Origin of the sequence: Azospira inquinata (genome assembly GCF_018905915.1) — a bacterium.
Taxonomy (GTDB): domain Bacteria; phylum Pseudomonadota; class Gammaproteobacteria; order Burkholderiales; family Rhodocyclaceae; genus Azospira; species Azospira inquinata.
On sequence record NZ_CP064782.1, the window covers coordinates 2956458 to 2982437 of the forward strand.

21 protein-coding genes and 1 tRNA gene are annotated in these 25980 nt (G+C 60.6%); 15 read left to right on the forward strand and 7 right to left on the reverse strand.

Features of this window, described 5'->3' with window-relative positions; genetic code table 11:
- Window positions 1–40: 40 nt before the first annotated feature.
- Both Azoinq_RS13440 and Azoinq_RS13445 read right to left on the reverse strand, forming a co-directional pair.
- Window positions 41–247 (reverse strand): hypothetical protein, encoded by a 207-nt coding sequence (locus Azoinq_RS13440; RefSeq protein WP_216128394.1) that lies wholly within the window; start codon window positions 245–247, stop codon window positions 41–43.
- A 352-nt stretch (window positions 248–599) separates the two neighbouring features.
- A tRNA-Ser gene (locus Azoinq_RS13445) sits at window positions 600–687 on the reverse strand.
- A 185-nt stretch (window positions 688–872) separates the two neighbouring features.
- Here Azoinq_RS13445 and Azoinq_RS13450 point away from each other — a divergent pair.
- The gene (locus tag Azoinq_RS13450) at window positions 873–1565 is read left to right on the forward strand and encodes a Bax inhibitor-1/YccA family protein (protein WP_216128393.1); all 693 of its coding nucleotides are present in this window, start codon (window positions 873–875) and stop codon (window positions 1563–1565) included.
- A gap of 188 nt (window positions 1566–1753) precedes the next feature.
- Here Azoinq_RS13450 and ppk1 read toward each other — a convergent pair whose 3' ends face one another.
- A complete protein-coding gene (gene ppk1 / locus Azoinq_RS13455) occupies window positions 1754–3856 on the reverse strand; it encodes a polyphosphate kinase 1 (RefSeq protein ID WP_216128392.1) in 2103 nt (700 codons plus the stop codon).
- A gap of 227 nt (window positions 3857–4083) precedes the next feature.
- On the opposite strand from ppk1, the gene ppx reads away from it, so the two are divergent.
- Genes ppx through Azoinq_RS13485 form a run of 6 tightly spaced genes read left to right on the forward strand, consistent with a single transcriptional unit; the run spans window position 4084 to window position 10740 of the window.
- Window positions 4084–5625, forward strand: coding sequence for an exopolyphosphatase (ppx, locus tag Azoinq_RS13460; protein ID WP_216128391.1), 1542 nt, complete (start codon window positions 4084–4086; stop codon window positions 5623–5625).
- Between the two features lie 4 nt (window positions 5626–5629).
- A complete protein-coding gene (locus tag Azoinq_RS13465) occupies window positions 5630–6745 on the forward strand; it encodes an MlaE family ABC transporter permease (protein WP_216128390.1) in 1116 nt (371 codons plus the stop codon).
- On the forward strand, window positions 6742–7503 hold the full coding sequence (locus Azoinq_RS13470) for an ABC transporter ATP-binding protein (protein ID WP_216128389.1): 762 nt from the start codon (window positions 6742–6744) through the stop codon (window positions 7501–7503). Before Azoinq_RS13465 ends, Azoinq_RS13470 begins: the two co-directional genes overlap by 4 nt.
- Before the next feature lie 13 nt (window positions 7504–7516).
- Complete coding sequence (locus Azoinq_RS13475) at window positions 7517–8446, forward strand: MlaD family protein (RefSeq protein ID WP_216128388.1); 930 nt, start codon at window positions 7517–7519, stop codon at window positions 8444–8446.
- Complete coding sequence (locus Azoinq_RS13480; protein ID WP_216128387.1) at window positions 8443–9063, forward strand: ABC-type transport auxiliary lipoprotein family protein; 621 nt, start codon at window positions 8443–8445, stop codon at window positions 9061–9063. Before Azoinq_RS13475 ends, Azoinq_RS13480 begins: the two co-directional genes overlap by 4 nt.
- Window positions 9064–9090: 27 nt before the next feature.
- Window positions 9091–10740: an acyl-CoA synthetase gene (locus Azoinq_RS13485; RefSeq protein ID WP_216128386.1), complete on the forward strand. Its 1650-nt coding sequence runs from the start codon at window positions 9091–9093 to the stop codon at window positions 10738–10740.
- 67 nt (window positions 10741–10807) lie between these two features.
- Here the strand turns inward: Azoinq_RS13485 and Azoinq_RS13490 are convergent, their stop codons facing one another.
- Together Azoinq_RS13490 and Azoinq_RS13495 are read right to left on the reverse strand one after the other, a co-directional pair.
- Entirely contained in the window at window positions 10808–11044 is a 237-nt protein-coding gene (locus tag Azoinq_RS13490) for an FmdB family zinc ribbon protein (RefSeq protein ID WP_216128385.1), read from the reverse strand.
- 245 nt (window positions 11045–11289) lie between these two features.
- Window positions 11290–12093: an enoyl-ACP reductase FabI gene (locus Azoinq_RS13495; protein WP_216128384.1), complete on the reverse strand. Its 804-nt coding sequence runs from the start codon at window positions 12091–12093 to the stop codon at window positions 11290–11292.
- Between the two features lie 111 nt (window positions 12094–12204).
- On the opposite strand from Azoinq_RS13495, the gene Azoinq_RS13500 reads away from it, so the two are divergent.
- The 3 genes from Azoinq_RS13500 (at window position 12205) to Azoinq_RS13510 (ending at window position 19068) form a co-directional block, all read left to right on the forward strand.
- The gene (locus tag Azoinq_RS13500; protein WP_216128383.1) at window positions 12205–14373 is read left to right on the forward strand and encodes an ABC transporter substrate-binding protein; all 2169 of its coding nucleotides are present in this window, start codon (window positions 12205–12207) and stop codon (window positions 14371–14373) included.
- Window positions 14374–14618: 245 nt separating this feature from the next.
- Window positions 14619–17216, forward strand: coding sequence for a bifunctional aconitate hydratase 2/2-methylisocitrate dehydratase (gene acnB / locus Azoinq_RS13505; RefSeq protein ID WP_216128382.1), 2598 nt, complete (start codon window positions 14619–14621; stop codon window positions 17214–17216).
- Between the two features lie 280 nt (window positions 17217–17496).
- The gene (locus Azoinq_RS13510) at window positions 17497–19068 is read left to right on the forward strand and encodes a glycosyltransferase family 39 protein (protein WP_216128381.1); all 1572 of its coding nucleotides are present in this window, start codon (window positions 17497–17499) and stop codon (window positions 19066–19068) included.
- 505 nt (window positions 19069–19573) lie between these two features.
- On the opposite strand, the gene Azoinq_RS13515 is transcribed toward Azoinq_RS13510, so the two are convergent.
- Window positions 19574–20569 (reverse strand): HpcH/HpaI aldolase/citrate lyase family protein, encoded by a 996-nt coding sequence (locus Azoinq_RS13515; protein WP_216128380.1) that lies wholly within the window; start codon window positions 20567–20569, stop codon window positions 19574–19576.
- A 127-nt stretch (window positions 20570–20696) separates the two neighbouring features.
- Here Azoinq_RS13515 and Azoinq_RS13520 point away from each other — a divergent pair, with 127 nt between their 5' ends.
- Window positions 20697–21245 carry a cytochrome b gene (locus Azoinq_RS13520; protein WP_216128379.1) on the forward strand — a complete coding sequence of 183 codons (549 nt, stop codon included), beginning with the start codon at window positions 20697–20699 and terminating at the stop codon, window positions 21243–21245.
- A 65-nt stretch (window positions 21246–21310) separates the two neighbouring features.
- Here the strand turns inward: Azoinq_RS13520 and Azoinq_RS13525 are convergent, their stop codons facing one another.
- Entirely contained in the window at window positions 21311–22300 is a 990-nt protein-coding gene (locus Azoinq_RS13525; RefSeq protein WP_216128378.1) for a malate dehydrogenase, read from the reverse strand.
- A gap of 343 nt (window positions 22301–22643) precedes the next feature.
- Between Azoinq_RS13525 and Azoinq_RS13530 the strand changes: the two genes are divergently transcribed.
- From Azoinq_RS13530 to sdhA, 4 genes are all read left to right on the forward strand, one after another.
- Window positions 22644–23318 carry a GntR family transcriptional regulator gene (locus Azoinq_RS13530; protein WP_408627078.1) on the forward strand — a complete coding sequence of 225 codons (675 nt, stop codon included), beginning with the start codon at window positions 22644–22646 and terminating at the stop codon, window positions 23316–23318.
- A 128-nt stretch (window positions 23319–23446) separates the two neighbouring features.
- The gene (sdhC, locus tag Azoinq_RS13535) at window positions 23447–23839 is read left to right on the forward strand and encodes a succinate dehydrogenase, cytochrome b556 subunit (RefSeq protein WP_216128376.1); all 393 of its coding nucleotides are present in this window, start codon (window positions 23447–23449) and stop codon (window positions 23837–23839) included.
- The gene (gene sdhD / locus Azoinq_RS13540; protein WP_216128375.1) at window positions 23833–24180 is read left to right on the forward strand and encodes a succinate dehydrogenase, hydrophobic membrane anchor protein; all 348 of its coding nucleotides are present in this window, start codon (window positions 23833–23835) and stop codon (window positions 24178–24180) included. Before sdhC ends, sdhD begins: the two co-directional genes overlap by 7 nt.
- Window positions 24181–24183: 3 nt before the next feature.
- Window positions 24184–25968, forward strand: coding sequence for a succinate dehydrogenase flavoprotein subunit (gene sdhA, locus Azoinq_RS13545; RefSeq protein ID WP_216128374.1), 1785 nt, complete (start codon window positions 24184–24186; stop codon window positions 25966–25968).
- The last annotated feature ends 12 nt before the right edge of the window (window positions 25969–25980 follow it).

Below are 25980 nucleotides of genomic sequence, written 5' to 3' on the forward strand. Positions count from 1 at the left end.
CCGCTGTTGGGCCGGTCGGCACAACTCCTGGTGTTCTGACTTACTTGGTGGAATTGGTCATCCGGGCAAACTGCTCGGCAGCCTCTTCCAGCAATTTATCCAAAGACTGGCCGCTCTTGGCTGCCAGGGCAGCAAAATCCTTTTGCAGATAACCGTTTTCCCGAACTTTTTGCCGTCGGGCCAGTTCTTTTTCGACCTGGACCAATAGGCGTCTTAATTCGGGAAGGGAATATTGATTCAAATCCATATTTTCCGAGTTCGCCCAAATGGGGGGGTAAATTTCTGGGGAAATTATTTCATTAAATGGGAAAGACAAGGGAATAGATGAATCGGCTTATTGTCCATTTGTCCCATTCCCTAACCTAGCCCGCTCCTGATCCTTTTCGGGGTGGAACGATCTTTACCAAAATTTACCCAGGATGGTGGCGCTCTTGATCTATTGTCTTCGGGCGCAGGATTGATGGCGCCCTTGAGCCCCGATTCCCTAGGGGTAAGGGTGAGAAAAGAAGAGCCTGTTAATGGCGGGAAACCGTTCCCCTAAAGCCTTTCCTCCTGGAAAGGTCTTTTGCCTGTCGGCATTTATAACTGATTGTTTCTCTTGGCGGAGGCGGTGAGATTCGAACTCACGAACGGTTGCCCGTTGCCGGTTTTCAAGACCGGTGCAATCGACCACTCTGCCACACCTCCGGAGGAAGATTCGGGGCCCGATTTTAGGGTGGTTCCCGATCTTTGTGGGCAGGGATGATAGCACAAGGGAGCGGGGGCTCCGGTAAAGTCCGGCGGGGATTCCGGGGGGGCCGCTGGTTTGCAACTTTTCTGGGTGGCGGGTAGTCTATCCCTTTAGTTTTCTCACGGTTTTATAGGAGATATCCATGCTTTCCCAATATCAAATGGCCGGTGCGGCCGCACAAGACTTGGCGGTGGCGCGGAACAAGGTATTGCGCAATACCTATCTGCTGCTGGCTCTGTCCATGGTGCCCACGGTGCTGGGCGCGGTGCTGGGGGTGGCTTCCAATTTTGCCTTGCTGCCCGGGAGCCCCATCCTTTCTGTGCTGCTTTTCCTGGGGATTGCCTGGGGCCTGATGTTCGGCATTCAGCGTACCCGTAACAGCGGTATGGGGGTGGTGCTACTCCTGGCTTTCACCTTTTTCATGGGCCTGATGTTGTCCGGCATGCTGCGGGCGGCCCTGGGTTTTGCTAACGGGGGCAGCCTGATTGCCATGGCAGCCGGTGGCACCGGGGTTATTTTCATGGGCATGGCCACCATGGCCACGGTGAGCAAGCGGGATTTCAGCTTCCTCGGTAAATTCCTCTTCATCGGCTTGCTGGTGGTGATCGTAGCCAGTCTGGCCAATATCTTCTTCCAGTTGCCGGCCCTGGCCCTGACCATTTCTGCGGGCGCTGTGCTGCTTTTCTCCGCCTTCATCCTGTTTGATATCAACCGGATTGTTACGGGGGGCGAAGACAATTACATCATGGCCACCCTGTCCGTTTATCTGGACATCTACAACCTGTTTGTTCATCTGCTGAATCTGCTCATGGCCCTAGCGGGCGAGCGGGATTAAAGCTAGCTGGGCGTGTCAGGAGTTGGGGCGGCGTTTGCCGCCCCTTTTGTTTGTATGGGGTGGGAAGCCTGTCTTGGTTCCCATAGCCCCATGAAAAAGGCCGCCCCACGGTTTTGTGGGGCGGCCTTTTTTTGAAGGAGGCTGATGCGGGACGCAGGAAGAAGCACCCTTCAGTGCGGCCCGGCGCTTTATACGCCGCTGGAAAGCCCCTGGACGAGCTCGCTTTGGGCGCAGCGGGGTTTGGCCCGGGGGCTGCGCTTACGCTGGTAGCAGCCTTCCGAATCCATTTCCCAGGCCTGGACGTTGTCTGCCAGATAGGGCTTGAGGCCTTCGGAGAGCACCCGCTTTTTCAGGCGAGGGTCCAGGACCGGGAAGCAGAGTTCGATGCGCCGGAAGAAATTCCGCTCCATCCAGTCCGCGCTGGACAGGTACACCCGGTCTTCCCCTTCCGCGTGGAAGTGGAAAATCCGGTGATGTTCTAGGAAGCGGCCGATGATGGAGCGCACCCGGATGTTTTCCGATAGCCCGGGAATGCCCGGCCGCAGGGCGCAGACGCCCCGGACAATGAGGTCGATCTTGACTCCGGCCTGGGAGGCTTCGTACAGGGTGGAAATGGTTTCCGGCTCCAGCAGGGAGTTCATCTTGGCGACGATGAAGGCCTGACCACCGGCCTTGGCTACTTCCGTTTCCCGGCGGATGGCGGCGATGATGTTGGAGTGGAGGGTGAAAGGGGCCTGCCACAGGTGATGGAGGGCCTGGGCCCGGCCCAGGCCGGTGAGCTGCTTGAAGACTTCGGCCACGTCGGCACCGATCTGCTCATTACAGGTGAGTAGGCCAAAGTCCGTATACAGGCGGGCGGTGCGGGGATGGTAATTGCCTGTGCCCAGGTGTAAATAGCGGCGCAGGCAGCTGGGGGCGCCGTTTTCCCCTTCTTCCCGGCGCACCACCATGAGCATCTTGGCGTGGGTCTTGTGACCCACCACCCCATACACCACATGGGCCCCCACTTCTTCCAGCTTGGTGGCCCAGTTGATGTTGGCCTCCTCGTCAAAGCGGGCCATGAGTTCCACCACCACCGTGACTTCCTTGCCGTTCTGGGCCGCGTCGATGAGGGATTGCATCAGCACCGAGTCCGTCCCCGTGCGATACACAGTCATTTTGATGGCCACCACCTGGGGATCCGCCGCCGCTTCCCGGAGCAGTTCAATAACCGGGCCGAAGCTCTGGTAAGGATGGTGCAGAAGGATGTCGTTCTTGCGCATGCTGGAAAAGATGTCTTTATGCTTTTCCAGGGTCTTGGGCAGGCCGGGGGCGAAGGAGGGGAATTTCAAATCGGGCCGATCCACCCAGTCCGGCACCTGCATGAGGCGCACCAGATTCACCGGCCCGGCCACCCGGAAGAGGTCCGCTTCGGTGAGATTGAACTGGGCCAGGAGAAATTCGGTCATGGCCTGGGAGCAGTTGTCCGCCACTTCCAGGCGTACCGCGTCACCAAAGTGGCGCTGGGGCAGTTCCCCCTGGATTTTGGTGCGCAGGTTTTTGACTTCTTCCTCGTCTACGAACAGGTCCGAATTGCGGGTCACCCGGAACTGGTAGCAGCCCAGCACGTTCATGCCCGCGAACAGTTCCCCCACAAAGGCGTGGAGCACGGAGGAGAGGAAGACGAAGCCGTATTCGTAGCCTGCCAGCTCCTGGGGCAGGCGGATCACCCGGGGCAGTACCCGGGGCGCCTGGACAATGGCCATGCCGGAATTGCGTCCAAACGCGTCCCGGCCTTCCAGTTCCACGGCGAAATTCAGGCTCTTGTTGAGAATTCGGGGGAAGGGGTGGGAGGGGTCCAGGCCGATGGGGGTGAGGACGGGCATGACTTCCCGGAAGAAATAATCCCGAATCCATTCCCGCTGGGCATCGGTCCAGGCGGTACGGCGCAGAAAGTGGATACCGTGGGAATCCAGGGCCGGGAGAATTTCCTCGTTAAAAAGCTTGTACTGTTCCCCCACCAATTCCTGGGACACCTTGTGCACTAGGCGGTAGACCTCCTGGGGTGTCTTGCCGTCCGTACTCCGGGTATTGGAATTGAGCTTGATCTGTTCCCGCAGCCCGGCTACCCGGATTTCGAAAAATTCGTCCATGTTGGACGAGACAATGCAGATAAAGCGCAGGCGCTCCAGCAGGGGGACGGTGGGGTCCTGGGCCTGGGCTAGAACTCGGCGGTTGAAGGCCAGCAGGCCCAATTCCCGGTTGAGGAAGTTTTCCGGGGGATAACGACGATAAATATGGGAGCGATTCATGGGTGTGAAGGGCGGCGCCAGGGGCGCGGCCCGGGAAAAAGGTAAAAAGAAGGGCTAAGGGCAGCCGTTAGTTTGTTACGTACATGTTAAGGGAATGTGACGGCCTTCTGCCAGCCCTAAAAGCCGGGGGCGTACTCCCAAAAAACTCCGGGAAGGCGTGGCAGCGGGGTGGGGCGCCCGGTGTAGAATGGCCCGGTCGCCGCAATGCCGGCCTGCCTTGCTGATCCATGCGCTACGAACAGATTGCCGCCGTTGACCTGGGTTCCAACAGTTTCCGCCTGCAAGTGGGGCGGGTGGTGGAAGACCAGATTTACCCCCTGGATTCCCTGAAGGAGTCGGTGCGCCTAGCCTCCGGCCTGGATCAGGACAAAATGCTGGATGCTGCGGCCCAGCAGCGAGCCCTGGACGCCCTGCGCCGCTTTGGCGAACGCCTGCGGGGTTTCGACCCGGCGACGGTGCGGGTGGTGGCCACCAATACCCTGCGGGTAGCCAAGAATGCCCTGGATTTCCTGCCCCAGGCGGAAGAAGCCCTGGGCTTTCCCATTGAAATCATCGCCGGACGGGAAGAGGCCCGGCTCATCTATATCGGCGCCTCCCATTCCCTGCCAGCGGCGGTACATAAACGGCTGGTGGTGGACATCGGCGGCGGCTCCACGGAATTCATTATTGGCAAGGGCTACGATCCCCTGCAGATGGAATCCCTGTTCATGGGCTGTGTCAGTTACACCCTGAACTTTTTCCCCGGTGGCAAGGTGGATAAAAAGCACCTGCGGGAAGCGGAAGTGGCTGCCGGTCGGGAAATTCAGACCATCGTCCATGATTTCAAGCGCTTGGGCTGGAAGGAGGCCGTGGGTTCTTCCGGCACCGCCCGGGCGATTGCCGACCTTTTGGAAATGAACCGGCTCAATCCGGGCAACACCACCGGGATTACCCGGGAGGGCCTGGAAAAGCTTAAAACCCTGCTGATCAAGGCCGGTTCCGCCGAGGCCCTGGGGCTTGCCGGCCTGCGGGGCGACCGCCTGCCCGTGCTGGCCGGGGGCATTGCCATCATGAGCGCCATTTTCCAGAACCTGGATATTGAGCGCATGACCTATGCGGATGGGGCTCTGCGTCTGGGGGTGCTATATGACCAGTTAGGCCGTTTTCACCATCAGGACATGCGGGACGCCACCGTGGGCCAGTTCATGCGCCGCTACCAGGTGGACGGGGGCCAGGCCCAGCGGGTGGAACGGACCGCCGTGGCCATGTTCCACGATCTGATGCCCGATGCCGGGGACCCGGAGCGGGAACTCCAGTTTTTGCGCTGGGCCGCCAAGCTTCACGAAATCGGCATTTCCATTGCCCACAACGGCTACCACAAGCACGGCGCCTACATTCTCACCTTTGCCGATATGCCCGGCTTTTCCAAAAAGGACCAGGGGCGGCTGGCCCTCCTGGTGCTGGGCCATCGGGGCAAGCTGGACAAGGTGTCCGCCCTGCCTTTGTCCGATAGCAGTTGGCTGTTGATTCTCTGTCTGCGCCTGGCCGTGCTCTTTCACCGTTCCCGCACCGATCTGGCTGATCTGCCCTATCGGCTGCGGCGAGGGCTGAAGGGGGCCATATTCCTGGACCTGCCTTCCGAATGGTTGGCCGCCAACCCCCTGAGCGCCGCCGCCTTCCGGGAAGAAGAAAACGCTTGGCGGGGTATCGGCCTGGATTTGCGGGTGAAATCCCGCAGCAAGTCGGAATGGGGCCAGTTGGTGACCGCTTCCGATTCGGAGTTGTGCTGAGGCCATGGGCGCTGGAGCCGAGCTGGTGGAGGCAGAGGGTGGCCGGGTGGCCTGCCCCTGCGGCGACTGGATACTCACCCAGTTGGCTCCCCAGCGGGAAGCCCTGGAAGCCCGGCTGGCGGCCCAGGTAAAACAAGGCTGCGCCTGGGACTTTTCCCGTCTGGGGCGTTTGGACAGTCTGGGGGCCTTGCTTTTGTGGCGAGCCTGGGGACGGCGCTGGCCGGACGGCCTGGTGCTGGGTAATGCCCATCGCCGGGTGCTGGAGCGGGTGGCCCGGGTGCCTGCCCTGGAAGTGCCCCGCCCCCAGCATGGGCCGGGAGACGGCCTGGTCCAGGTAGGCCGTTACCTTTTTAAGTTTGCCCATGGCCTGCAAGGCCTGATCTGGCTCCTGGGCCAGATGGTGCTGGATTCCCTCTACCTGCTGCGCCATCCGGGGCAACTGCCCCTGCGGGAGTTTTCTGCCACCCTCTATAAAAGCGGGGCCAAGGCCCTGGTGGTGACGGCCCTGGTGGGCTTTCTGATTGGCGTGGTCTTAAGCTATCTGTCTGCCCTCCAGCTCAAGGCGTTCGGGGCGGATGTGTATATCGTCAATCTCCTGGGGATCAGCATTATCCGGGAGCTGGGGCCGGTTTTGGTGGCGGTGCTGGTGGCGGGGCGTTCCGGCTCGGCCATGACCGCCCAGATCGGCGTCATGCGGGTGACGGAGGAACTGGACGCCCTGGCGGCCATGGGCATTTCCCAGACCCTGCGTCTGGTGCTGCCGAAAATCGCCGCCCTCACCGTGGCCATGCCCCTGCTGGTGATCTGGACGTCCGCCGCCGGGGTGCTGGGGGGCATGGTGTCGGCCCACCTGCAACTGGATTTGTCCTACGCCTATTTCCTGGACAATCTGCCCAAGACCGTGCCCCTGGCCAATTTGTGGATCGCCCTCATCAAGGGCTGGGTCTTCGGCTTTCTCATCGCCCTCATTGCCTGCCATTTCGGCCTGCACGTGAAACCCAATACGGAAAGCCTTTCCGCCCGCACCACCGCCTCCGTGGTGACGGCCATTACCACGGTGATCCTGGTGGATGCCATTTTCGCCATTGCCACCCGTGAATTCGGGATGCCCGGCGGATGAGCGAACCGGTTATCCAAGTGCGGGGGCTGACCACCCGGTTTGGCGCCAATGTGGTGCACCGGGACCTGGACCTGACCGTGGCCGCCGGAGAAACCCTGGCCCTGGTGGGGGGCTCAGGGAGCGGCAAGACCACCCTGCTGCGGGAAATTGTCGGCCTGCAAGCCTACTGGAAGGGGGAGGTGCGCCTCTTCGGCCAGCCCCTCCATGGGACCGATCCGGCCCAGGCGCTGGCCCTGCGGCGCCGCTTTGGCCTGCTGTTCCAGCAGGGGGCCCTGTTTTCCGCCCTTTCCGTTTTCGACAACATCGCTTTTCCTCTGCGGGAATTGCAATGTCTGGACGAAGCCCTGATCCGGGACCTAGTGGCCCTCAAGCTGGCCATGGTGGAACTGGAGCCTGCCCACGCCCGGCTCATGCCAGCGGAGCTGTCCGGCGGCATGATCAAGCGGGTGGCCCTGGCCCGGGCCCTGGCTTTGGAGCCTGAACTGCTCCTCCTGGACGAACCCACCGCCGGTCTGGACCCGAACCGGAGCGAAAGCTTTGTGGCCCTGATCCGTCAGTTGCAGCAAGAACTCCAATTTACCGTGGTCATGGTGACCCATGACATGCCCACCCTGTTAGGGCTGGCCCGGCAGATGGCGGTACTGGCGGATCAGCGCATCGTGGCCCGGGGCAGCCTGGAGGAGGTGCGCCGGGTGGATCATCCCTTTATTCAGAATTTTTTTCGCAGCAGCCAGGGCCCGGCTGCCGCTCCAGTCTAGTCGAGGAGTTCCTATGGAAAACCGTGCCTACGCCCTGGCCGCCGGTATTTTTACCCTGGTGCTGGTGGCGGCCGGTGTCTTTTCCCTCTGGTGGTTCAGCGGGCAGCGGGAGAAAACCCGGGATTACCTGCTGGTCAGCACCTATAACGTCACCGGCCTCAATCCCCAGGCCCAGGTTCGCTACCGGGGCATCCGGGTGGGCAAGGTGGTGGAAATCCACCTGGATAAAAGCAATACCCGGAATATCCTCATCCTCATCCGGGTCAATGAGGAAGTGCCCGTGACTGCTGGCACCGTGGCCCGCCTGGGCTACCAGGGGGTGACCGGGATCGCCCATGTGCTGCTGGAAGACAGCGACAAGAATCTGGCCCCCCTGTCGGGCCAGGACGGGGAGCCGCCCCGCATTGCCATGCAGCCCTCCCTGATCCAGGAAGTAAGCGATGTGGGGGCGGATACCCTGCGCCAGGCCCATGATCTCCTGGCCAGCGCCAATGCCCTGCTCAACGAGGAAAACCGGGACCATATCACCCATACCCTGGCTAATCTGGATGGAGCCTCCTCCAATCTGCAACCGGCCCTGAAGGAGTTGCCGGATACCCTGGCCCGGCTGCGCCTGGTCCTGAGCGACGATAATCTACGCAATCTGTCCGCTACTTTGAAAAACAGTCAGCAGGCCGCGGGAGATGCCCGCCAGCTGATGGCCAGCCTGCACCGGCTGAGCGAGCACCTGGATCAGGGCACCGCCGCTGGGGAGGGAAATCTGGGGGTGCTGTCCCCCCGCTGGAAGGATGTGGCCGCCGACGTGTCCACCAGCACCCGCCAGCTGAACCGGGTCTTGCAACAGGTGGAACAATCCCCCCAAAGCCTGATCTTCGGCCATCAGGCGCCCCCGGGGCCCGGGGAACCGGGCTTTGTCGCCCCCGTCCATGGAGATGCCCAATGAGCCGCCTATCCCTTATTCGCTCCGCTTCCCGCCTGGTCTGGCTTACGGCACTGGTGCTGGGGGGCTGCGCCATTGGGCGTCCCACCACGCCCCCTCCAGCCACCTATGATTTTGGCCCCCTGCCAGTGCCCCTGGGCGGGGCGGATCGGTCCAGCCTGGGCCTGGAGGTGCGCATGCCTGCCTGGGTGGATAGCACGGGCATTGCCTATCGGCTGGCCTACGGGGAGGGGGGCCGGCGCTATGAATATGGCCTTAGCCGCTGGTCGGCACCTCCGGCCCAGTTACTGGCCCTGAACTGGCGCCAGCAGCTGGGCTTGAGCCGGGGCGGCGAAGGCTCGGACCGGCGCTGCCGGATTCGGGTGGAAGTGGATGAGTTCATCCAGGTTTTTGATTTCCCCCAATCCAGCCGGGGATTGTTGCAGGGCCGCATGACATTGGTGGGTAAACAGGGCACAGTCCTTGGCGTACAGCCCTTGCAGCAAATCCGCCCGGCTCCGGCGCCCGATGCCCGGGGCGGAACGGTGGCGCTGACGGAGGCGGCCAGCGCAGCTGGTCAGGCCATGGCGGCTTGGCTTCATTCCATGGAGGAGGGGGGCCGTCTTCGGGACTGTCGTTGATTCCAACGTCAATTTTTGAGGACGCCCATGCCCGAGAACACCCAAAACATCTACAAAGTCGGTTTGGACAAGAATGAGGCCAATTATGTGCCTCTCTCCCCCCTGACCTTTATCGCCCGTTCCGCCTACATTTACCCGGAACGTCTGGCGGTGGTGCACGGCAAGCGCCGCTACACTTGGAAGGAAACCTTCACCCGGGCCCGGCGCCTGGCTTCGGCCCTGGAGGGCCGAGGCATCGGGGAGGGGGATACGGTGGCGGTGATGTTGAACAACACCCCGGAAATGTACGAATGCCATTTCGGGGTGCCCGTCACCGGGGCTGTGCTGAATACCCTGAACACCCGTCTGGACAGCGAAACCGTGGCTTTTATGCTGAACCACGGGGAAGCCAAGCTGTTGATCACGGACCGGGAATATTTCCCCATTGTCCAAAAGGCCCTGGATTTGCTGGGGCGCAACATTCCGGTGATCGATGTGGATGATCCGGAATACGCCGGCCCCGGTGATCTGCTCGGGGAAAAGGATTACGAGGCCCTGCTGGCGGAAGGCTCCCCGGATTACCCCTGGAAAGGGCCGGAGGATGAGTGGAACGCCATTTCCCTCAATTACACCTCTGGCACCACGGGCAATCCCAAAGGGGTGGTTTATCACCATCGGGGCGCCTACCTGAATGCCATGTCCAACATCGTTTCCTGGGGCATGCCGCCCCATTCGGTGTATTTGTGGACCCTGCCCATGTTTCACTGCAACGGCTGGTGCTTCCCCTGGACCATGGCGGCCAACGCGGGAACCAACGTCTGCCTGCGCCGGGTGGATCCCAAGCTTATTTTTCAGCTGATCCGGGAGCAGGGCGTCACCCACTACTGCGGCGCTCCCATTGTCCATTCCATGCTGGCCAATGCCCCGGCGGAATGGCGGGAAGGCATTACTCAGGGGGTGTTCGGCCTGATCGCCGCCGCCCCGCCTCCCGCCGCCGTAATCGAGGGCATGGCCAAAATCGGCTTTAAGATCACCCACGTCTATGGCCTGACCGAAAGTTACGGCCCGGCGGCGGTGTGCGCCCAGCATCCGGAGTGGAACGCCTTGCCCGTGGGGGAACAGGTCACCCTGAACGGCCGCCAGGGGGTGCGCTATCACGCCCAGGAAGCCATTACGGTGCTGGACCCTACCACCATGGAAGCGGTGCCCTGGGACGGGGAAACCATGGGGGAAATCATGTTCCGGGGCAACCTGGTCATGAAGGGCTATCTGAAAAATCCCAAGGCCAGCGCCGAGTCTTTCGCCGGGGGCTATTACCACACCGGGGATTTGGCGGTGATGCAGCCCGATGGCTATGTGAAGATCAAGGACCGGTCCAAGGATGTGATCATTTCCGGTGGGGAGAACATTTCCTCCATTGAGGTGGAAGACGTGCTCTACAAACACCCGGCGGTGATGGCAGCGGCGGTGGTGGCGGCTCAGGACCCCAAATGGGGGGAAGTGCCCGCCGCCTTCATCGAACTGCGCACCGGCCAGTCAGTGACGGAAGAGGAGGTGATCGCCTTCTGCCGGGAACACATGGCCCGCTTCAAGGTGCCGAAAAAGGTGGTATTCGGCACCCTGCCCAAGACTTCCACGGGCAAGATTCAGAAGTACGTGCTTCGGGAACAGGCCAAATCCGCCGCTTCCTTTGAATAAGCCGGTGCCCTAGTTTTTGGCACAGACCACCCAGAAACAGGGGAGCGACAGGCTCCCCTGTTTTATTTCAGGTGCTGATCTTGGGGCGTTCCGAGGGGCTGTAGTTGGAAAAATGGCCCTCCCGGGCTGCCTGGGCCCGGGCCTGGGAGAAAATACCGGCGATTTTGCCCTGGGGGGCAGTGAGGGAGACCTGTTTTTCCAGATCCTGGCTGCCGCAGTGGGGACAGGTGGGTACGGTGCTGCTGCGCACCAGCAATTCAAAGGTTTGGGCGCACTGTTTGCAGCGATAGTCGTAAAGGGGCATGGGCTTCTCCTGTGGGATTGTGGACAAAATCCACCCTTAATTCAGAAGAAAGCAAGAAAGGTTCCCCTTCCTCCCATGAAGGCCGGGGATCAAGGAGAATGGGCCTCTCTAAGCCTGTTGCACGGCTAGGGGGCTGGCAGGGGAGGGGGCGAACGGTTCCCCTAGGGTTCCCAAGGCAACAAAAAAGCCCCGATTCGGGGCTTTTTTACTTTTGACCGGGGCGCGCCCGGCCGGAGGAAACAGACTCAGCTGTTGGGCAGAGGGTCCGCGTTACCCAGGGCGGTGGTGTTGAAGCCCCCATCCACGTATAGGATTTCCCCGGTGATGCCGCTGGCCAGATCGGAGAGCAGGAAGGCGGCCGCATTGCCCACTTCTTCGATGGTGATATTGCGGCGCAGGGGCGCGTGGTGGGCGTTGTAGGCCAGCAGCTTGCTGAAGCTGCCGATGCCGGAGGCGGCCAGGGTCTTGATCGGCCCGGCGGACACGATATTGGCCCGAATGCCCTGGGGGCCCAGGCAGCCGGCTAGATAGCGCACGGAGGCTTCCAGGCTGGCCTTGGCCAGACCCATGAGGTTGTAATTGGGCATGGTCCGGTCGGCGCCCAGGTAGGAAAGGGCTACCACCGCACCATGGGTCTTGTTCAGCATGGGCCGGGCGGCTTTCACCAGGGCCGGGAAGCTGTAGGAGGACACGTCGTGGGCGATGCGGAAGGATTCCCGGGAGATGCCGTCGAGGAAGTCCCCTTCTAGGGCTTCCGTGGGGGCGAAGGCGATGGAATGGACCAGACCGTCCAGGCAACCGTCCCATTCTTTGCCCAGGCTGTCGAAGAGCTGGACGATCTGCTCGTCGCTGGAGACGTCGCAGGGCAAAATCAGCTTACTGTCGAATTCGTCGGCAAACTTGGAAACCCGTTCGATGAAGCGTTCGTTCTGGTAGGTAAAGGCCAGTTGGGCCCCTTCCCGATGGCAAGCCTTGGCGATGCCATAAGCGATGGAATGCTTGGACAGCAGTCCGGTAATCAGAATTCTTTTGTCGGCAAGAAAGCCCATGCTACATGCCCCTTGGTAGGAAAGTCGCGGAATTATAGCGGATGTCTCCCACCTTGCCACGCCGGGGCGGCTCTCTATGACGCTGGACGGCCCATCCGTTACACTTGTGCCATGAAGATCAAGTCTTTGTTGCCTTGGCGAATCGCCCTGCTGGCGGTCCTGCTGGCCCTATCCGGCTGCGGTGAACGGCCCTGGAATGACCCCTATCCGGCCTCGGAATGGGGCCAGAATATTCTTTATACGGCCTTCACCGACCGGCCCAAGCACCTGGACCCGGCCCAGTCCTATGCGGAGGACGAGATCAATTTCACGGCCCAAATCTATGAGCCGCCCCTCCAGTACCACTACCTGAAACGGCCCTATACCCTTATTCCGGCCAGTGCCGCCGCCGTACCCCATCCCCGTTATTACGATGCCCAGGGCCACCAGCTGCCCGATGACGCAGACCCGTCCCGGATCGCCCGAAGTGTGTACGACATCGCCATCAAGCCCGGCATCCGCTACCAGCCCCATCCCGCCTTCGCCCGGGATGACCAGGGGCGCCCCCGTTACCTCCATCTCACCCCCAGCCAACTGGCGGGGGTGCGCCAGCTCTCGGATTTCCCCTATACGGGGACCCGGGAGCTGACGGCGGCGGATTTTGTCTACGGTATTAAGCGTCTGGCCAGTCCCCGTTTGAGTTCTCCCATTTTCGGCATGATGGCCGGACACATTGTGGGCTTGGGAGATTTGGCGACCCGTTTGCAGAAAGCCTCCCCGGGAGCTGGTCCCTGGCTTGATCTGGACCGCTTTGATCTCAGTGGGGTGCGGGCTCTGGATCGGTACACCTACCGGGTGGAATTGAACGGCAAATACCCCCAGTTCCTCTATTGGCTGTCCATGGCCTTTTTCGCTCCCATTCCCCGGGAGGTGGATCAGTTCTATAACCAGCCTGGCATGGGGGAAAGAAACCTGTCCCTGGACTGGTATCCGGTGGGCACCGGTCCCTACATGCTCACGGAAAACAATCCCAACAGCCGCATGGTGCTGTCCCGTAACCCCAATTTTCACGGGGAAACCTACCCCTGCGAAGGGGAACCGGGGGACCGGGCAGCGGGCCTGTTGCGGGATTGCGGCAAGGCCATGCCCTTTATCGATAAGGCCGTCTTTACCCGGGAAAAGGAGTCCATCCCCTACTGGAACAAGTTTCTCCAGGGCTATTACGACGCCTCCGGGATTTCCTCCGACAGCTTTGACCAGGCGGTGAAGGTCAATGTGGGGGGCGATGTGGGCCTGACGCCAGAAATGGCGGCCAAAGGCATTCGTCTGCTGGCCAGTGTTAAGACCACGACGGATTACATGGGCTTCAATATGCTGGATCCGGTGGTGGGAGGCTTGGGGGAACGGGGCCGCAAACTGCGCCAGGCCTTATCCATTGCTATCGACCAGGAAGAATTTATTTCTATCTTTCTCAATGGCCGAGGCATCGTGGCCATGGATCCTTTGCCTCCGGGTATTTTCGGCCATCGGGAAGGGGCGGCAGGCCTCAATCCAGTGGTCTATGACTGGGTTAATGGCCAGCCCCAGCGCAAATCCATCGCCCGGGCCCGTCAGCTGCTGGCGGAAGCGGGCTGGCCCCATGGCCGGGACGCCAAGACCGGGGAGCCCTTGGTGCTGTATCTGGATACCACGGCGGGGGGGATGGGGGATAAGTCCCGCATCGACTGGCTGACCCGCCAACTGGCCAAGGTGGATGTCCAGCTGGTGGTGCGGCCCACGGATTGGAACCGTTTCCAGGAAAAATTGCGTAAGGGGACGGTACAGCTCTTCTATCTTGGCTGGAACGCGGATTACCCGGACCCGGAAAACTTTTTCTTTCTCCTGGCAGGCAAGGAAGGCAAGGTGCTCCACGGGGGGGAAAATCAGGTGAATTACGCCAATCCGGATTTCGATCGCCTCTTCGAGCAAATGCGTAATATGGATAACGGGGCGCCCCGGGAAGCCCTGATCCGGCGCATGAACGCTCTGCTGCAACAGGACGCTCCCTGGATCTTTGGCTTCTATCCCAAGGTCTACACCTTGGGACACGCTTGGCTCTTGAACCGCAAGCCCACGGACGTGGGCAACAATATCCTCAAATATCAGCGCCTGGACGTGGGGCTGCGGCAAAAACTGCGCAGCCAATGGAATCCGCCGGTGCGCTGGCCCCTCTGGGGCGGTTTGCTGGTGTTGTTTGTCCTGGCCTTTTGGGCTTGGCAGCGGCGGGGTGCGGAGAAGAGTGGAGATTCTTCAGGCTTATGATTTTTAGTGGTTTTCCACGGATTTTCGGGTACCGCTTTCGTGGAAAGCTGCTATTGTGGCTAATCCGTTTTCCCCCAGGGAAAGAAGCTGGGGCTGGGGAAAAAAGGCCTGCCCCGCTTCCAAAAGCGGATGTGTCTGATATCATATATAAGACTTACGACTTTTGATCCGGAAGTCGTGGGGTTGATGGCCTACCCATAAGAGCCATATTTCAACCGTTATCCACTTGTCGAGAGGAACCCGCCGTGCTTGAAGCCTACCGCCAACACGTCGCCGAGCGTGCTGCACTCGGTATTCCGCCCCTGCCCCTGACGGCCGCCCAGGTCAAGGATCTGGTGGCCTTGTTGCAAAATCCGCCCAAGGGGGAAGAGGCTTTTTTGGTTGATCTCATTACCCACCGGGTTCCGGCCGGGGTGGATGATGCGGCCAAGGTCAAGGCCGAATTCCTGACCCAAGTGGCCGGTGGCAAGCTCTCCTGTGCCCTGATTTCCCGGGCCCAAGCCACGGAACTTCTGGGCACCATGCTGGGCGGTTACAACGTCAAATCCCTGATCGATCTCCTGGGCGATGCCGAAGTGGGCACCGTGGCCGCTGAAGGCCTGAAAAAGACCCTGTTGATGTTCGACGCCTTCCACGATGTGGTGGAACTCTCTAAGGCGGGCAACGCCAATGCCAAGGCGGTGCTTCAATCCTGGGCCGATGGTGAATGGTTTACCTCCCGCCCGGAAGTGCCCAGCTCCCTGAAACTGACCGTTTTCAAGGTTTCCGGCGAAACCAATACGGACGACCTTTCCCCGGCGCCGGATGCCTGGTCCCGTCCCGATATTCCCCTGCACGCCGTCGCCATGCTGAAAAATGCCCGGCCCGGCATTACTCCGGACGAACCCGGGGTGCGGGGCCCCATGAAGCTGCTGGAAAGCCTGAAGCAAAAGGGCAATCTGGTGGCCTATGTGGGCGACGTGGTGGGGACTGGTTCCTCCCGCAAGTCCGCTACCAACTCCGTGCTGTGGTGGACTGGGGAAGACATTCCCTTCGTGCCCAACAAGCGCTTCGGCGGTGTGTGCCTGGGCGGCAAGATTGCCCCCATTTTCTTTAACACCCAGGAAGACGCGGGTGCCTTGCCCATCGAAATCGACGTCAACAAGATGGAAATGGGCGACGAAATCGAATTGCAACTGGATCACGCCACCGCCACGGTGAAGGCCGTGAAAAACGGCGCGGTGATCGCGGAAAGCAAGCTGAAGACCCCGGTGATCCTGGACGAAGTCCGGGCCGGCGGTCGGATTCCCCTGATCATTGGCCGGGGCTTGACCGCCAAGGCTCGGGAAGCCCTGGGCCTACCCGTCTCCACCCTGTTCCGCTTGCCCCAGGCGCCCCAGGATTCTGGCAAGGGCTTCTCCCTGGCCCAGAAGATTGTCGGCCGGGCCTGTGGCCTGCCGGAAGGCAAGGGCATCCGCCCGGGAACCTACTGCGAACCCAAGATGACCACCGTGGGCTCCCAGGACACTACCGGCCCCATGACCCGGGACGAGCTGAAGGATCTGGCCTGCCTGGGCTTCTCCGCCGATCTGGTGATGCAGTCCTTCTGCCACACCGCCGCTTATCCCAAGCTGGTGGACGTGAAGATGCACCGCACCCTGCCGTCCTTCATCACCACCCGGGGCGGGGTTTCCCTGCGTCCGGGGGACGGGGTGATCCACTCCTGGCTGAACCGTCTGCTGCTGCCCGATACGGTGGGCACCGGCGGTGACTCCCACACCCGTTTCCCCATCGGTATTTCCTTCCCGGCCGGTTCCGGCCTGGTGGCCTTTGCCGCCGCCACCGGCGTCATGCCCCTGGATATGCCCGAATCCGTGCTGGTCCGCTTCAAGGGCAAGATGCAGCCTGGCATCACCCTGCGGGATCTGGTCAATGCCATTCCTTACTACGCCATTCAGCAAGGTCTGCTGACGGTGGAAAAGAAGGGCAAGAAGAACATCTTCTCCGGCCGCATCCTGGAAATCGAAGGGCTGCCCGATCTCAAGGTGGAACAGGCCTTTGAACTGACCGATGCCTCCGCCGAACGGTCCGCCGCCGGCTGCACCGTGCGCCTGAACAAAGACCCCATCGTGGAGTACATGCGCTCCAACATCACCTTGATGAAGTGGATGATTGCCAACGGTTACGAAGACAAGCGTACCCTGGCCCGCCGCATCAAGGCCATGGAAAGCTGGATCGAAAACGGCAAGCTGCTGGAGCCGGATAGCGATGCGGAATACGCCGCCGTAATCGAAATCGATCTGGCCGACGTGAAGGAACCCATCCTGGCCTGCCCCAACGATCCGGACGACGTGAAGCTCCTGTCCACCGTGGCTGGGGACAAGATCGACGAAGTGTTCATCGGTTCCTGCATGACCAACATCGGCCACTTCCGGGCGGCCGGCAAGGTGCTGGATGGCAAGTCCGACATTCCGACCCGCCTGTGGATCGCTCCTCCCACCAAGATGGATGCGTTGATCCTCACGGAAGAGGGCTATTACAGCGTGCTTGGCAAGTCTGGTGCCCGTATGGAAATGCCCGGCTGCTCCCTGTGCATGGGCAATCAGGCCCAGGTGCGCAAGGGCAGCACGGCCATGTCCACTTCCACCCGGAACTTCCCCAACCGTCTGGGCCTGGATACCCGGGTTTACCTGGGCTCTGCCGAGCTGGCGGCGATCTGCGCCCTGCTGGGTAAGATCCCCTCCGTCGCCGAATATATGGAAAAAATCAATGTGGTGAATGCCAAGGCGGCGGATATCTATCGTTACATGAATTTCGATCAAATTTCCGAATTTAAGGAAGTGGCGGATACGGTAACGATCTGAAAGCAATAAAAACCAAAGGAGTGTAGGAGGAGCGCAGCCCCGCCAGTGATGGTGGGGCTGTTTTTTTGTGGGGATCAAGGACGCTTGGCGGGCCGAGTGGCCCAGGCTTGCGTAGTGGGATTTATCCGGTCATGCTTGATGGCACTGGCACTGGCACTGGCACTGGCACTGGCACTGGCACTGGCAGCAGTATCAACACCTGCGGCAGTGGTAGTACCCGCGGCTGCCGGTTCGGCTAGCGCTAACGTGACGGCGAATATCCGTTTCTTCCTTATTCTCCATGGCCCCCCAACTTTTCCCCGAGCCTTCCTCTACTTCCTTCGCCCACCGCTTCTGGTGGCCGGGTTTTATCCTAATTCTGCTGTTCGCTGCCGCTCTGCGTTGGCATTACATCGGTTTCCAACCTCTCTGGCTGGATGAGGGCTATTCCTGGTGGGATGCCCGCCAATCCCTCACCGATCTGTGGTCCCTAGTCCCCCAGTGCGACCCCCATCCCCCCCTTTACGCTCTGCTGCTCAAAGCGTGGATGGGGCTGTTCGGGGACAGTGCCCTGGCCATGCGCAGCCTGGGGGCCCTGGCCGGGGTGCTGGCTACTGGCTTTGTCATGCTGGCCGGGCGGGAACTGGCGCCCCGCTTGGGCTCGATTGCCGGCTTGATTTTCGCCAGCATGCCCTTTCAGGTGGAATTCGCCCATGAGGCCCGTCCCTACGGCCTGGTGGCCTTGGGGAGCGCCGTGCTGGCCTTTGGGGTGCTGCGGGTGCTGGGGCAACGGGAGAGGCTTGTCTCCCGATCCGGCTGGTTGGGCGTGGTGGCGGGGCTGGGGTTGCTGCTATGGAGTAACGACACCTCCGTTTTCTACGGCGCTGCCCTGCTGCTGGCCTTGGGTTGGCTGTCCTGGCGCGATCCGGAGGATCGGGCCCTCTGGCGTCCCGCCGCCTGGGCCGCCTTGGCTGTGCTGTTTCTGTGGGCGCCATATCTGCCGAATCTTCTTACCCAGACCCACGAAGTGAGTTCGGATTTCTGGATACCCCGACCTAATCTGTGGCGGGTGGCCAACGAGTTGCGCTTTCTGGTGGGCTTTGGTTCCTTTTTCATCCTTTGGTGGGTACTGGCTCTATGGGGCGTGGGGCTGACCCTGTTGGTCCGCTGGGGCCGGGGGCGTCAGGCCCTGGTGCTGGGGGCTTTGGCGGTGGTGCCACTTGCCTTGAATTTTGTGCTGAGCTGGTTGATTACCCCGATTTTTCTGGCCCGGACCCTGATAGGTACGGCTCCCTTTTTTGCTCTGGCCCTGGCCGCTGCGCCGGCCGCCTTGAGTCGGCCTCGCCTGAGGGGCTTGCTGGTGGCGGCCCTGGTAACGGCCCAGGTCCTGACCCTGGCGCCCCTCTATGTGGATTACCATCGTAAGGAACCCTGGGATGTGATCGGGGCCGAGGCTTCCCGGGATGGCTGGGATTTGACGGCGGGGCATCCGGATCAGGCCTTAGTCCTGTTTATTCCGGATGAGCTGGTGCTGCCTTTTTCTCATGCCATGGAAGCCCTGGGCCAGCGTCTGCCCATGCATGGGGTGCCTAGGGATTACCCCTCCCTGGGGATGCACGCCCGCTATCCCTCGGGCAAATGCGCCCCTGCCGTGGAAGGGCTGGATTTGAGCTTTCTTACCTCCCTTACCGCTGGGCGGCGGGCTGTGCTGCTTTTGACCCGACAATACAATAGCTATGATCCGGGGGATCGGATTCCCGCCTATCTAGCTTCTCACGGCTGGCGTCAGGTAGCCTTGCGGGCCTATGAATTCGGGGATTTGCGGTTGTTTGAGTTTGTGCCGAAAGGGGAAGCGCCCCGCCCGGCGCCTTAGAGAAGAAGGGGAACGGCTATGGAACAGGCTGGAAATTGGGGGATAGGGGAGGTTGATCCTTGGGATATTTGGGTCCGCAGCTGGTGGGCGGGGTGGGCGCTCTGGCAGCGCTGTCTGCTGGGCCCCTGGTGGATGGGGGCCCTTCCTGGTGCCGGGATTGAAGAGGGGGCTGGGGCGTTTTTTCCCTTTGATTTGAAAGGGGCGCCCTTTTCCTTTCCTTTTTCCCTGCCCAACCTGGCCGGGAGCCTGACTCCCTTGCCCGAGGGGGCTTTGCCTGAAGGACTGGCTTCCCCTCAGCGCCTGAGTTTTCGCCTGGCCCTGCCCGGATGGTGGGGCCAGGCACCGGAGACCTATCGGGTGGAAGCGGTGCTGGTGCGGGAGGTGGAGCCGGCGCCCCAGGTTCTGCCTGCTTCTTCGACCAGGCCCTCCCTGCCCAAGCCTTCCCGAAAAGCGCCGGTTGCTCCCAAAAGGGGCAAGAAACCGGTGGCGTGAGCCTGCCGGATTTTTAGCTTTCCGGGAAAAAGCGAGAGGCGCCGTCTCTGGGGAGATTCATGCCCGTGGCCTTAGCCCGTTGCAACAGTTCCCAGTAATAGCGGTAGGAGGCCCGGTCGTGGAGTCGTCCGGCGTGCTGAATGGGACCCCAGTCCTGGTCCTGGGCGGCGGCCAAGATGTCCACCGCAGCTTCCACCTCAGAGAAGTCCGGGCGCATGGCTTCCACGATGGGCATGATCTGGGCCGGGTGGATGCTCCACATGCGCAGATAGCCGAAATTCTGGCGGGCCCGGCGGGCGTCGTCGAAAACCACCCGGGGGTCCTTCAATTCCGTGGTCACGTTGTGGGAGGGCGCCACCCCGTGGGCCAGGGCGGCGGCGGAAATCTCGCACTTGGCCCGGGTTACCAGGGGGTGGGTGAATTGTCCGGGGCTTTTCATGGCGGTGCCCGGGATGGCGCCGTGATGGCCGGAGACAAAGTCCATAAGACCGAAATCCAGGCTTTCCACCCCTTCCAGAGCCGCAATCTGCCATGCGTCCCGCAGGGCGCCGTGGGTTTCGATGAGCACGTGGACGGGCAGGGCTTTGCCGGTAGCGTATTGGGCCTCCGCCCGGCGTAGGGCGGCGATCTGGGTCTGGGCGTCGGCGACGGAACGTACTTTGGGTAGGGTCAGGAAGGCCAGGCGGCGCCCGGCGATGCGGATCAGAATGTCCAGATCCGCCTGCCAGTGGTTGTGGGTGATGTCGTGGATGCGGGCACCCACCCGACCAAAACGGTTGTCCGGACTGACAATGAGATTGGCGGCCATGGTGGCGTGGGCCGTTTCCGTGCCCGCCTTGGCTCCATCCTCGCAATCACAGGTCAGATCAAAAACCGGGCCCAGCTCGTGTTGTAGCTGGAGCGCCTTAAGCATGAGCTTTTCCGAACCGGCGTAATGATCCACCACCGGCAGGATGGGGAAGGGCTTTTCTCCGGCAAACAGGACATCTTGAGGATGGCGTAGGGTCATGGTGTTTGGGTAAGAAAGTAAGACTTGGATTCTACCGTAGTCCAAGCCTGGGGCCGGTTAAGCATCCATTAAGAATTCCTAGTCAGAATGAAGCTTTCCCACTCTATTCCTTAGAGGATATCCGCATATGAACGCACTTCCTGCAGTCCAGCCAGAACGCTTTACCCGGGTGGCCATGATTTGCCATTGGCTGACCCTGGTCCTGGTGTTGGGTGCCCTGGGGACCATTGAGGTTTCCGATTTCTATGAAAAAGGCACCCCTTTGCGTACGGCCCTGCATGGCTGGCATTTTCAGTGGGGCCTGGCCATCCTGGCGCTGACCCTGGTGCGCTTGGTCTGGCGCTTCTTCCATCGTCCCCCGGAAGGTCCGGCCCAGCCGGGAACCTGGGAAGCCTGGGCCGCGCTGGCGATGCATTGGGCTTTGTACGGAGTGCTGCTGCTCCTGCCCTTGCTGGGTATTCTGGGGGTATTGCTTTCCGGTACGACCTTGAGTTTTCTGGGCTGGCCCTTGCCCCTTGCCTTGGAGGTGAATAAAGGCCTGGGCCATGACTTGAAGGAGGTGCATGAAACCCTGGGGAATCTATTCATCGGTCTCATTGGTCTCCACGTAGCAGCCGCTCTCTGGCATCAATGGATACGCAAAGATAACTTGCTGTCCCGCATGTTGCCCTGGTAGGCGGGGTTTAGAGCATAAAAAAGCCGCAGGCAAAAACCTGCGGCTTTTTTGTGGGGAAGGGCAGCTTACTTCAGCAGGTGGGCCACACCAGCGGCTTCTTCCTTCAGTTCGTTCAGGGTGTTGTTGATCTTACCTTGGCTGTATTCGTCGATTTCCAGGCCTTGGATGATCTTGTATTCACCGCCCTTGCATTCGCAGGGGAAGCCGAACACGATGCCTTCGGGGATGCCGTAGGAACCGTCGGAGGGAACACCCATGGTGACCCACTTGTCGGAGCCCAGCACCCAGTCATGGACGTGGTCGATGGCGGCATTGGCGGCAGAAGCGGCGGAGGACAGACCCCGGGCTTCAATAATGGCGGCGCCCCGCTTGCCCACGGTGGGCAGGAACACGTCGTTGTTCCACACCGGATCATTCACCAGCGCCTTGACGCTGTCACCGTTGGAGGTGGCAAAGCGGTAGTCGGCGTACATGGAGGGGGAGTGGTTGCCCCACACCACCATCTTTTCGATGGAAGAAACGGCACGACCGGTCTTGGCGGCCAGTTGGGACAGGGCCCGGTTGTGGTCCAGACGCAGCATACCGTGGTAGTTGCGGGGATCGGTGCGGCCAACCTTGATGGCGGCGGAGCGGGCGATGTAGGCGTTGGTGTTGGCGGGGTTACCGACCACCAGAACCTTCACGTTCTCCTTGGCGTTTTCAGCGATGGCCTTGCCTTGAACGGTGAAGATTTGACCGTTGGCTTCCAGCAGATCCTTCCGTTCCATACCCTTGGAGCGGGGGCGGGCGCCAACCAGCAGACAGACATCAGCATCCTTGAAGGCGACGGCGGGTTCGTCGGTGGCGACCACACCGGCCAGCAGCGGGAACGCGCAGTCTTCCAATTCCATGATTACGCCCTTGACGGCTTGTTGGGCTTGGGGCAGGTCCAGCAACTGGAGGATGACGGGTTGATCTTTTCCAAGCATTTCGCCGGAAGCGATGCGGAAAAGCAGGCTGTAACCAATCTGGCCAGCGGCACCGGTGACGGCGACGCGCATGGGGGCTTTGGACATGTTGCGGCTCCTGAATTTATGCAGTCAATAAGGGGGAATTCGTCCGCCTGGACGACTTTGAATCCTCTGGGCGGGGGCGGCTGCAAGCGGTCCGGAGAAGCCCCGGCTGATAGCGAGGGGATTGGGATTTCCAGCGGCGACGCCGATGGCGGGCAGCTTGAAGCGGAAAAATGATAGGCGGTTCAAATCCCGGTGTCAATGATTCATTATATGTCTTATATAAGATATCAGTATTACAATAGACGAATCAAAACTTTTGTGCTGAAATATGCCTATCATGAATCGAGCAGCTACAACTCCTTCCCCAACCTTTAGTCCGTTGTACCGGCAAATCAAGGACTTAATGGTCCGCAGCCTGGAACTTGGCGAGTGGGGGCCGGGCGATGCCATTCCGAGTGAGTCGGAATTGGCTGCTCGTTTCAGCGTCAGTCAGGGGACCGTGCGCAAAGCCATTGACGAAATGGCCGCGGAAAATCTACTGGTCCGCCGTCAGGGTAAAGGGACATTTGTCTCCACCCACAACGATCCCCGCTCCCTTTTCCGTTTTCTCCGTCTCCAGCCCAACGAAGGCGAAATCGATCAGTCCATCAGTGAGCCGGTGGAATGCTGGCGCGCCAAGGCGGGTCAGGATGTGTCCCGGGTGCTGGGGCTGGCGGTGGGAACGCCAATTACCATTCTACGCCGGTTGTTGAGTTTTGATGGGGAACCGGCTCTGGTGGATGAAATCTATCTGCCGTCCGATCTCTTTCCTGATCTGAGTCTGGATGTCTTGCAACATAACGATATGTCCCTCTACCGGTTATATGAAAACCGCTACGGGGTGCGCATGATCCGGGCGGAAGAACGTATTCGGGCCATTGCCGCTGACAAGGTTAATGGGGAACTGCTTAAGGTGCCGGAAGGCTCCCCCTTGCTGCTAGTGGAGCGGGTGGCCTTTACCTATGGCAATAAGCCGGTGGAATGGCGGCGGGGCTTTTATGCCACCAACCGATATCATTATTTCAATGAATTAAGCTGAAGGAGGTGGCGTGGGGCTGGAGGCGGTTTGCCACATTGGCAAAGTATAAAAATATATAATTCAAAAGTTTCAAAAAGGGCGCGGTGGCTTCGGTTACCGCTTCGCAACAAGCAAGAGGGATGATGTTCATGGCAGAACTAACCATCAAGAAAAAACGTCCGAAGCACTTGGACGTGACAAAGATCCGACTGCCCCTTCCGGGTATTCTCTCCATTCTCCACCGCGTTAGCGGCGCAGGCCTGTTCCTGCTCCTGCCTTTGCTGCTGTGGCTGTTCCAGTGCAGTGTGGATTCCCCCGAATCCTTCGGTACCTTCAAGGCCGTGGTGAGCTTCCCCCTGGTGAAGCTGGTGCTGCTGGGCTTGATCTGGGCCTTCTGCCACCACTTCTGCGCCGGGATTCGCTTCCTGTTCCTGGATATGCACGTGGGCGTGGATCTTCCTTCCGCTCGCCTGACCAGCAAAATCGCGTTTGTGGTTAGCCTGGCGCTGACCGTTCTTCTGGGAGCCAAGCTGCTATGGTAAATCGCATCGTTGTGGGCGCCCATTACGGGCTGCGGGATTGGATCGCTCAACGGGCGACGGCCGTGGTGATGGCGGTGTACTCGGTCATTCTCCTGGTGACGGTCGGGGCCATCGGTCCGGATAGCTTTGAAGCCTGGCGGGGCATTTTTGCCAACGGTTTCATGAAGTTCATCACCTTCCTCTTTTTCCTGAGCCTGTTCTTTCACGCCTGGGTCGGTATTCGGGATATCTGGATGGACTACGTTAAGCCCACCAGTGTGCGGCTGACGCTGCATGTCCTGACTCTTCTCGCCCTGATCGGCTATGCCGGCTGGGCCGCTCAGATTCTGTGGAGACTGTAACTGATGACTATCCCGGTTCATAAATTTGACGTCGTTATCGTGGGCGCCGGCGGCGCCGGTCTGCGGGCCGCTTTGCAGGTTTCCGAAGCGGGTCTGAAGACCGCCGTGCTGACCAAGGTTTTTCCCACCCGCAGCCACACCGTGGCGGCCCAAGGCGGGGTGGCCGCTTCCCTGGGGAATGTGACCGAAGACAACTGGCGCTGGCACATGTACGACACCGTCAAGGGGTCCGATTGGCTGGGTGACCAGGACGCCATCGAATTCATGGTGCGCAAGGCCAATGAAGTGGTGGTGGAGCTGGAACACTACGGCATGCCCTTCGATCGCCTGGATAACGGCAAGATTTATCAACGGCCTTTCGGTGGCCACTCCCAGAACTTTGGCGAAAAGCCGGTGAATCGTTCCTGTGCCGCCGCTGACCGTACCGGTCACGCCATGCTGCATGCCATGTACCAACGGAACGTACGGGCCCATACCCAGTTCTTTGTGGAATGGATGGCTCTGGACCTGATCCGTGACGCCGACGGGGAAGTGCTGGGCGTGGTAGCCCTGGAAATGGAAACGGGCGAAGTCCATATTTTCCATGCCAAGGCCACGATTTTCGCCACCGGCGGTGCCGGTCGGATTTTCTATTCTTCCACCAACGCCTTCATCAATACCGGTGACGGCCTGGGTATGGCGGCGCGGGCCGGTATTCCCCTGGAGGATATGGAATTCTGGCAATTCCACCCCACCGGAGTGGCCGGTGCCGGGGTGCTGATTACGGAAGGGGTGCGGGGCGAGGGCGGTATTCTGCGCAACGCCAACGGCGAACGTTTCATGGAACGTTACGCGCCCAACCTGAAGGATCTGGCTTCCCGTGACGTGGTGTCCCGCGCCATGGTGACGGAAATGAAGGAAGGCCGGGGTTGCGGTGCCAATAAGGACTACGTCCTGTTGGATATCACCCACCTGGCTCCCGAAACCATCATGAAGCGCTTGCCCGGGATTCGGGATATCTCCATCCAGTTTGCTGGTGTTGATCCCATCAAGACCCCGATCCCCGTGGTGCCGACCTGCCACTACCAGATGGGTGGTATTCCTACCAACTATCAAGGTCAGGTAGTGATGCCCCAGGGCGACGATCTGGCCGCTCCGGTCAAGGGCTTCTACGCTGCTGGCGAATGCGCCTGCGCCTCGGTGCACGGGGCCAACCGGCTGGGTACCAACTCCCTGCTTGACCTTCTGGTGTTCGGTAAGTCCGCCGGTGAAACGGTGATTGAGGACCTGAAGAACAACAAGGCCCATAAGCCCCTGCCGGAAAACGCTGCTGACTACGCCCTGTCCCGCCTGAATCGTCTGGAAACCCAGAAGAACGGGGAAGACGTGGCCGAAGTCATGACGGCTATGCAACGGGTCATGCAAGGCCACGCCGGTGTGTTCCGCTTCAAGGAACTGCTCCACGAAGGTGTGGAACAAATCGCCAAGGTGGCGGAACGGGTGCAAAGCACCGAGATCAAGGACAAGTCCAAGGTCTGGAACACCGCCCGCAGCGAAGCCCTGGAACTGGAAAACCTCATCGAAGTGGCTAAGGCCACCATGATTTCCGCTGAAGCTCGGAAGGAATCCCGTGGCGCCCACGTGCGGAACGATGCTCCGGATACGGCGGAACACCCGGATGGGCGGAACGACCAGGAATGGCTGAAGCACACCCTGTGGTTCCGCGATGGCAATCGTCTGCAATACAAGCCGGTTCAGATGAAGCCGCTGACGGCGGAAACTGTCGCTCTGAAGAAGCGGGTCTATTAAGGAGCGGAGATA